6 protein-coding genes and 1 pseudogene are annotated in these 6,206 nt (G+C 66.0%); all 7 read right to left on the minus strand.

The genetic code is table 11. The features are described 5' to 3' along the window. Positions 1–582 (minus strand): efflux RND transporter permease subunit (locus tag EOA75_RS26995; RefSeq protein WP_164747581.1); only part of this gene is annotated, 582 nt, incomplete at its 3' end. A gap of 118 nt (positions 583–700) precedes the next feature. Next, a complete protein-coding gene (locus EOA75_RS27000) occupies positions 701–2,329 on the minus strand; it encodes an FAD-dependent monooxygenase (protein WP_164747582.1) in 1,629 nt (542 codons plus the stop codon). Beyond that, on the minus strand, positions 2,233–3,399 hold the full coding sequence (locus EOA75_RS27005) for an efflux RND transporter periplasmic adaptor subunit (protein WP_245466749.1): 1,167 nt from the start codon (positions 3,397–3,399) through the stop codon (positions 2,233–2,235). Before EOA75_RS27005 ends, EOA75_RS27000 begins: the two co-directional genes overlap by 97 nt. A 218-nt stretch (positions 3,400–3,617) precedes the next feature. After that, a complete protein-coding gene (locus tag EOA75_RS27010; RefSeq protein WP_095784069.1) occupies positions 3,618–4,553 on the minus strand; it encodes a phosphatidate cytidylyltransferase in 936 nt (311 codons plus the stop codon). After that, positions 4,553–5,212: a lysophospholipid acyltransferase family protein gene (locus tag EOA75_RS27015; protein ID WP_127325592.1), complete on the minus strand. Its 660-nt coding sequence runs from the start codon at positions 5,210–5,212 to the stop codon at positions 4,553–4,555. Before EOA75_RS27015 ends, EOA75_RS27010 begins: the two co-directional genes overlap by 1 nt. Then, complete coding sequence (locus EOA75_RS27020) at positions 5,209–5,652, minus strand: hypothetical protein (RefSeq protein WP_127325593.1); 444 nt, start codon at positions 5,650–5,652, stop codon at positions 5,209–5,211. Before EOA75_RS27020 ends, EOA75_RS27015 begins: the two co-directional genes overlap by 4 nt. Then, a pseudogene (locus tag EOA75_RS27025) lies at positions 5,649–6,206 on the minus strand (dual specificity protein phosphatase family protein); the annotation flags it as partial. The pseudogene EOA75_RS27025 and the gene EOA75_RS27020, both read right to left, overlap by 4 nt.

The raw sequence follows: 6,206 nt of genomic DNA on the forward strand, positions 1-6,206 counted from the left end.
GGTCGAGAATTCGAGATAGATCTTCTCGTCCTGCTGGCCGATGAGGTCGACCTTGGCGACGTCCTTCACCGTCAGCAGCCCGGCGCGCAGGCTGGTGCCGAGATCCTTCAACTCGCGATGGCTGAGGCTGTCGGAGGTGAGCGCGTAGATCAGCGAATAGGTGTCGCCGAACTCGTCATTGTAGAACGGGCCCTGCACGCCGGACGGCAGCGTCGGCTTGATGTCGTCGAGCTTCTTGCGCACCTGGTACCAGAGCGGCTGCACCTGGTCGGCGGCCACCGTGTCCTTGAGGTTGACGAAGACGACGGATTCGCCGGGCTTGGTGTAGCTCTTGACGTAGTCGAGGTCCGGCAGCTCTTCGAGCTTCTTCTCGATGCGATCGGTGATCTGCTCCACCGTGTCGCTGGTGCTGGCGCCCGGCCACATCGTCTTCACCACCATGGTCTTGATGGTGAAGGGCGGGTCCTCTTCGCGGCCGAGGCTGCCATAGGCGTAGAGGCCGGCAAGGGCGGCCGCTATCATCAGGTAGACAATGAAGCTGCGGTGCCGAAGCGCCCATTCGGAAAGATTGAAGCTGGTCATGATGTGGTTCCTTTTCAGGGCGCGCGCAAGCGCGCTCCGCCGGCGCCTGCCGGCTGGCCAAAACAAATGACGGTTTGGGTTCGGTCAGCGCCCGCCGCTTGGCGGGCACTGTCGCAATTCAGGCCAGGCTGTGCATGGTGCCCGGCACACGGTAAGGCGCGCGCTCGGCGGTTCTCGGCCTGATGGCGAGGCCCGCGAGATAGCGCTGAAAGGCGGCTGCCTCCTGGACTGGCGAGGCGAGCGCGACATGGCCGTCCGGCCTCACCAGATAGGCTGCGTCTCGCTGCAGGCCGGCCTTCCCGGCTGCGTCTGTCCAGGCGAACAGATACACTGCAATTCCTGTCGGTGCGAGCATCGCCCGAAAATCGCAATTGACCTCGCCATAGACATGGACCTGCCAGTCGAGCGAGCGCAGCGGCTCGAAATTGTCGCCGCCCGCGCCCATGACGTTGCCGGCGACATACGGCAGGCGGTCGCCGCCGCTGACCTTGCCCGCCATGCCCGAGCTGATCGGCCCGGCGCGGTACTCGATCGCCGTCTGCGAGATCACGCCGAAGAATGCGCGCGACCCGAACGATGTGTGGAGCCCGATGTTCATGACCTTCGGCATCACGTAACGCCGGAACAGGCCGACCAGTCGCGAGCGGTTGGTGATGAAGCGGAACACCTTGTCGGTGCTTTCGATCAGCTTGTGGGCAAAGGCGATGCGCTCCGGCTCGTAGCTGTCGAGCAGGCGCGGATCGGCACGGCCCTGCACCACGGCGCCTAGCTTCCACGCGAGGTTCACAGCATCGCCCATGCCGGTGTTCATGCCCTGGCCGCCGGCCGGGCTATGGATGTGTCCGGCATCGCCGACGAGGAACACGCGGCCGGCGCGGAAGCGCTCGGCGACGCGATGATGGACGCGATAGGTCGAGAACCAGTTGACCTCCTCGACCGTGACGCCGGTGTCGCGCTCGACATCGGCGCGGATCGCCTCGAAGCTGATCGTCTCGTCGGCCTCATGCGCCTTCGGCACGATGCCAATGAGGCGCAGCGAGCCCGACTGCCGGACCGGCATCACGATGGCGAAGCCATAGGTGCTGATGGTCGTGTCCATGCCATTGCGGGTGACGTTGCCCGTGCCCTTCACGTCGGCGACGTAGAAGGCCTGCTCGTAGGTACCGCCCGGAAAGCCGATGTTCAGCCCATGGCGCACCGTGCTGCGGGCGCCGTCGCAACCGGCAAGATAGGCTGCGCTGACGGTCTCGGTCTTGCCGTTCCGCGAAAGCGTCGCGATGACCGCGTCACCCTTGTCCTGGAAGGCAACGAGCTCCGTACCGCGCTCGACCTCGACGCCGGCGCGTTCCAGATGCGTGATCAGCACGCGTTCATGGATATCCTGCGGCAGCGCGAAGGCGAAGGAGTAGGGGCTGATGCCGCGGCCGAAATCGGAAAGCGGCAGCCGCGCTGCGACGCCGGCCGGCGTATGCAACGTAAGCCGTTCCAGCCGGATGCCCTCGGCAAGGATGTCCTCGACGATGCCGATCTGGCGATGGAACTCCAGCGTGCGCGCCTGGACGGCGAGCGCGCGCGAGGTTTCGCCCGGACCGGTGGCCTTGTCGAAGATGCGGACCGGGACCCCGAGCCTGGTCAGCCAGAGAGCGAGCGTCAGCCCGGTCGGGCCGGCGCCGGCGTGAACCGGCTGCGGGAACGCGAAAAAGTGCGTATCGTTGAAGGAGAGGAAAAATGACCATGTCCAAGACAAAGGTCCTGATCGCCCTTGGCGAGGCCGCCGCTGACCACGACACGGTCGGTCTCGTAGCGGGCAACCGTGACCGGCTTGAGCTCCACCGCCGACGAGGCGGACACGACCCACACGGCCGGCTTGCCGTCCTTGTCGAACAGCGCGCTGCCCGGCAGCACCATGACCGGCGCGCCGCCCATCTCGGCGCGGCCGGAAACACTTGCGCCGAAGCGCATCTCGTTGGGCGCATTCTCGATCGAGACCTTTACCTGGAAGGTGCGGGTCGCGGCGTCGGCCATAGGCGCGATCTCGCGGATGCTGCCGACCGCGGTGATCGCCGGATTGCTGAGCAGCGAGACAGTCACTTTTGGCGGGTGCTTGGTATCGGGTGCGTTGGCGAAGACCGCTTCGGCGATCGAGAACACGGCGTCGCGGCTCTCCGGATCGGCAACCCGCGCCACCATCTGTCCGACATTGACCGACTGGCCGGCTTCGGCTCCGGTGGCGGTGACGATGCCGTCGAATTCCGCATGCAGCTCGGTATAGCCGAGCTGGTCCTTGGCCATGTCGAAGGCGATGTTCGCCGACTTGAGCTTGGCCTGCGCCGAACGCAGATTCTTCAGTGTCGCGTCATAATTGGCGCGGGTGGTAAAACCCTTGCCGAGCAGCGCGCCGATGCGGGCCTCCGCGGCTTTTGCCTCGACAAGCACGGCCTGTGCCGCCGCGACATCGGCCTCGGCGCTGGCGAGCCGGTTGCGATAGTCCTGGTCTTCGATGCGGGCGAGCACCTCGCCCTTCTTCACCGTCGAGCCGATCTCGGCGACGCGTTCGAGCAGCTTGCCCGATACGCGGAAGCCGAGGTCGCTTTCGAGCCTCGGCCGTATCTCGCCGATGGCGATACGGGTATCCGCGCTGAGCATGGGGACGGCTGCGATGGCCTTGACAAGCTTTGTCTCGGCCGCGGCGGGCTTCACGTTCGAGGCCTCGCTTCTGGCGCCGTGCCAGACCATGGCGCCGCCGCAGGCAAGAACGGCGATCGATCCGGCGACAAGGCGGCGCCGCAGCGGCCTGTTATGAAAAAGTGCAATCATGTTGTCTCCATGACCAAGGTTGCGGCCGCGCGGGGGAGGATGCGGCGACCGGGAAATCAGTTGGCTGGAGAGGGAGATCGGGCTTTGCGGCCTGTCTTTTCGCCAGCCCGATCTTCTTGGCGCTTCAGGCTCCGGAAATCCCGAACGGTTTCTGAAAATTTTCCGATGTTTGGGTGAGGCGGCCTTGGAATTGCGCAGGGAGACGCCGATGCCGACGCTCAAACCGTCCAGAAATAGCGCACCAGGTGGAAGAAGATCGGCGCGGCGAAGACCAGGCTGTCGGTGCGGTCGAGCATGCCGCCATGGCCCTCGATCAGATGCCCCCAATCCTTGACGCCCTGGTCGCGCTTGATGGCGGAAGCGACCAACCCGCCGAGAAACCCCATCGTGCAGGCGACGAAGGCGACGGCCGAGGCCTGCAATGGCGAGAACGGCGTGATGAAGGCGAGCAGCGCGCCGAGCAGGCTCGAGGCGACGAGCCCGCCGATCAACCCCTCCCAAGTCTTCGACGGCGAGACCTTTGGCGAGAAGCGGTGCTTTCCGAACAGCTTGCCGAAGATGTACTGCAGCACGTCGCTGCCCTGCACGACGATGATCAGGAAGGCGACGAGCAGCAGGTTGCGACCCTCGAAGCCGGGCACGTTCAGCGTCAGCAGCGCAGGGACGTGGCTGACGCAATAGACCGCAATCATGATCGCCCATTGCTGCGCCGACACGCGCTCCAGGAAGCGCTCGGTATCGCCATGCAGCGCCGTGATCGCCGGCATCAGCAGGAAGCAGTAGACCGGGATGAAGATCACGAACAGTCCATACCAGGCCGTCCACACCAGCCAGTATTGGACCGGAATGACGATGCCGAACATGCCGAGCAGAACCCAATGGTCGCTGCGGCGGCTGTGCGTCAAGGTCACGAACTCGCGCAGCGCCGCGAACGAGATCAGCGCGAACAGGATGGTCATGCCGTAGCGGCCGAAGAAGAAGGCGACTGTCATCAGCGCCACCATCACCCACCAGGCATTGATGCGCTGGGTGAGGTTGGTGAGCGTCGCGCTGAGCGGCTTCGGCGCGCGCGCCGACAGCACAGCGGCGGTGGCGCTGGCCGTGGTCAGCACCACGAAAAGGCCGATGATCAGGATGCTGATTTCGTGGCGCATCATTCGTCTCGATCAGGGCGCGGATTGAGCGCCAGAAGTTCGGCCCGGGCGCGTTCGAGGAAGGCGCGGCGTTCCTCGCCCGGCGCCACCGCCACCGGCGCACCGAAGACGACGCGGCAAAGCAGCGGCACCGGCAGGAACTGGCCCTTGGGCAACACGCGCGACATGTTCTCGATCCAGCACGGGATCAGCTCCACTTCCGGCCGCGCCATCGACAGATTGTAGAGCCCGGAGCGGAACGGCAGCAGCTCGTCGCTCATGTTGCGCGTGCCTTCCGGGAAGATGATCAGCGAATGGCCTCGGTCGAGGACGGAAAGCATCACGGAGATCGGGTTCTCGTCCGGCCTCGTCCATTGCCGGCTGATCAGCACGGAGGACAGCATGTCCTCGGCAATGAAGCGGCGCAGCCGCGACTTTCGCCAATATTCGGCGGCGGCGACCGCATGTGTGGTGGCGCGTTCTCTTTCGCTGAGGCAGGCCGACAAAAGGATGAAGTCGCCATGGCTGGTGTGGTTGGCGAAATAGATGCGCTGCCCGTCCGATGGCTGGCAGCCGCTCCAGATCGGACGCACGCCGGTCACCGCCCGCGCCAGCGCCGACAGGCTGACCGAGGTCGCCGTCTGCAGCAGCGTGAAGGTCCGGAGCGACAGCTTGTTCATCCCGGCATCCAGAATCCGGCTGTCAGGAACGCGATGATGAAGATCGCGAAGGCGATGCGCTGCCGGGCAAGCAGGCGGCGCGTTCCGGCGATGCGGTCGTCGAGCGGGCGCGGAGACGAGGAGGCGGGCTTGAGCCGCATCCGCGCCAGCATGTCGTCGACCGCGGCGCATCCCGAACGCTCATTGTCATGGCTCGCCATCAGTCGGAACAGCAGCGCGTCGAAGGCGAGAAGCGCCGAAAACCCAAGCACCACGATGGCGCTTGCCGCCGCGACCAGCAGCGCCAGCACCGCGATCGGCGCCTGGAGCGCGCCGCGCGCCGAGGCGACCAAAGGCGCGAAGCCGTCGCAGACGAGCACGATGGCGGCCGGCCATGCGGCGTGCTTGATCAGCATGGCGGCAAAGGCGGCTGTCCGCCGCTGGTAGGGTTCGTCCGTCATGCCGGCTCGTCCAGTCCGATCTGAAGATGCACTGGTCGTCCGGACGCGGCGAGCTGCTTGCGCGCGTGGGACGGCGTTTGCGAGCGGCCGGTCGCGACGAGCCATCCGGCGATGACGGTGGCGCTGCGCTGGAAGCCGAGCGCGCAGCAGACCAGCACCGTGCCTTGCCGGCGCGCCGGCTCGATCGCCGCCACCGCTTGGTCGAGCGTGTCCGCCGGCGGCGGCAGCAGATCGAGCATGCCGAAGCTTTGCCAGCGGCCCGGCGCGTCGCGCGGCCGCTCAAGCTCGGCGGCGAGATCGATCACCGTGCCGAAGCCGTCAGCCTCGGCGGCGTTCGGGAACCGCCCAAGGAAGATGCCGTCGCTGACCGGCACGACCGGCGGCAGCTTGCGCGTCCAGGTCCAGACATTGACCCTGGCGCCTAGACGATAAGGCCAAAGCAGGATGCGGCTCGCCAGCGACACACGGCCATCCGCCGCCTTCTGGAACACTTTCGCGCCGGCCCCGGCATAGGCCAAGGCGACGATGGCCAGCGCCAGCGAAGGCCATAGAAG

It is taken from the genome of Mesorhizobium sp. M1A.F.Ca.IN.022.07.1.1, from assembly GCF_003997575.1.
Lineage (GTDB): Bacteria > Pseudomonadota > Alphaproteobacteria > Rhizobiales > Rhizobiaceae > Mesorhizobium.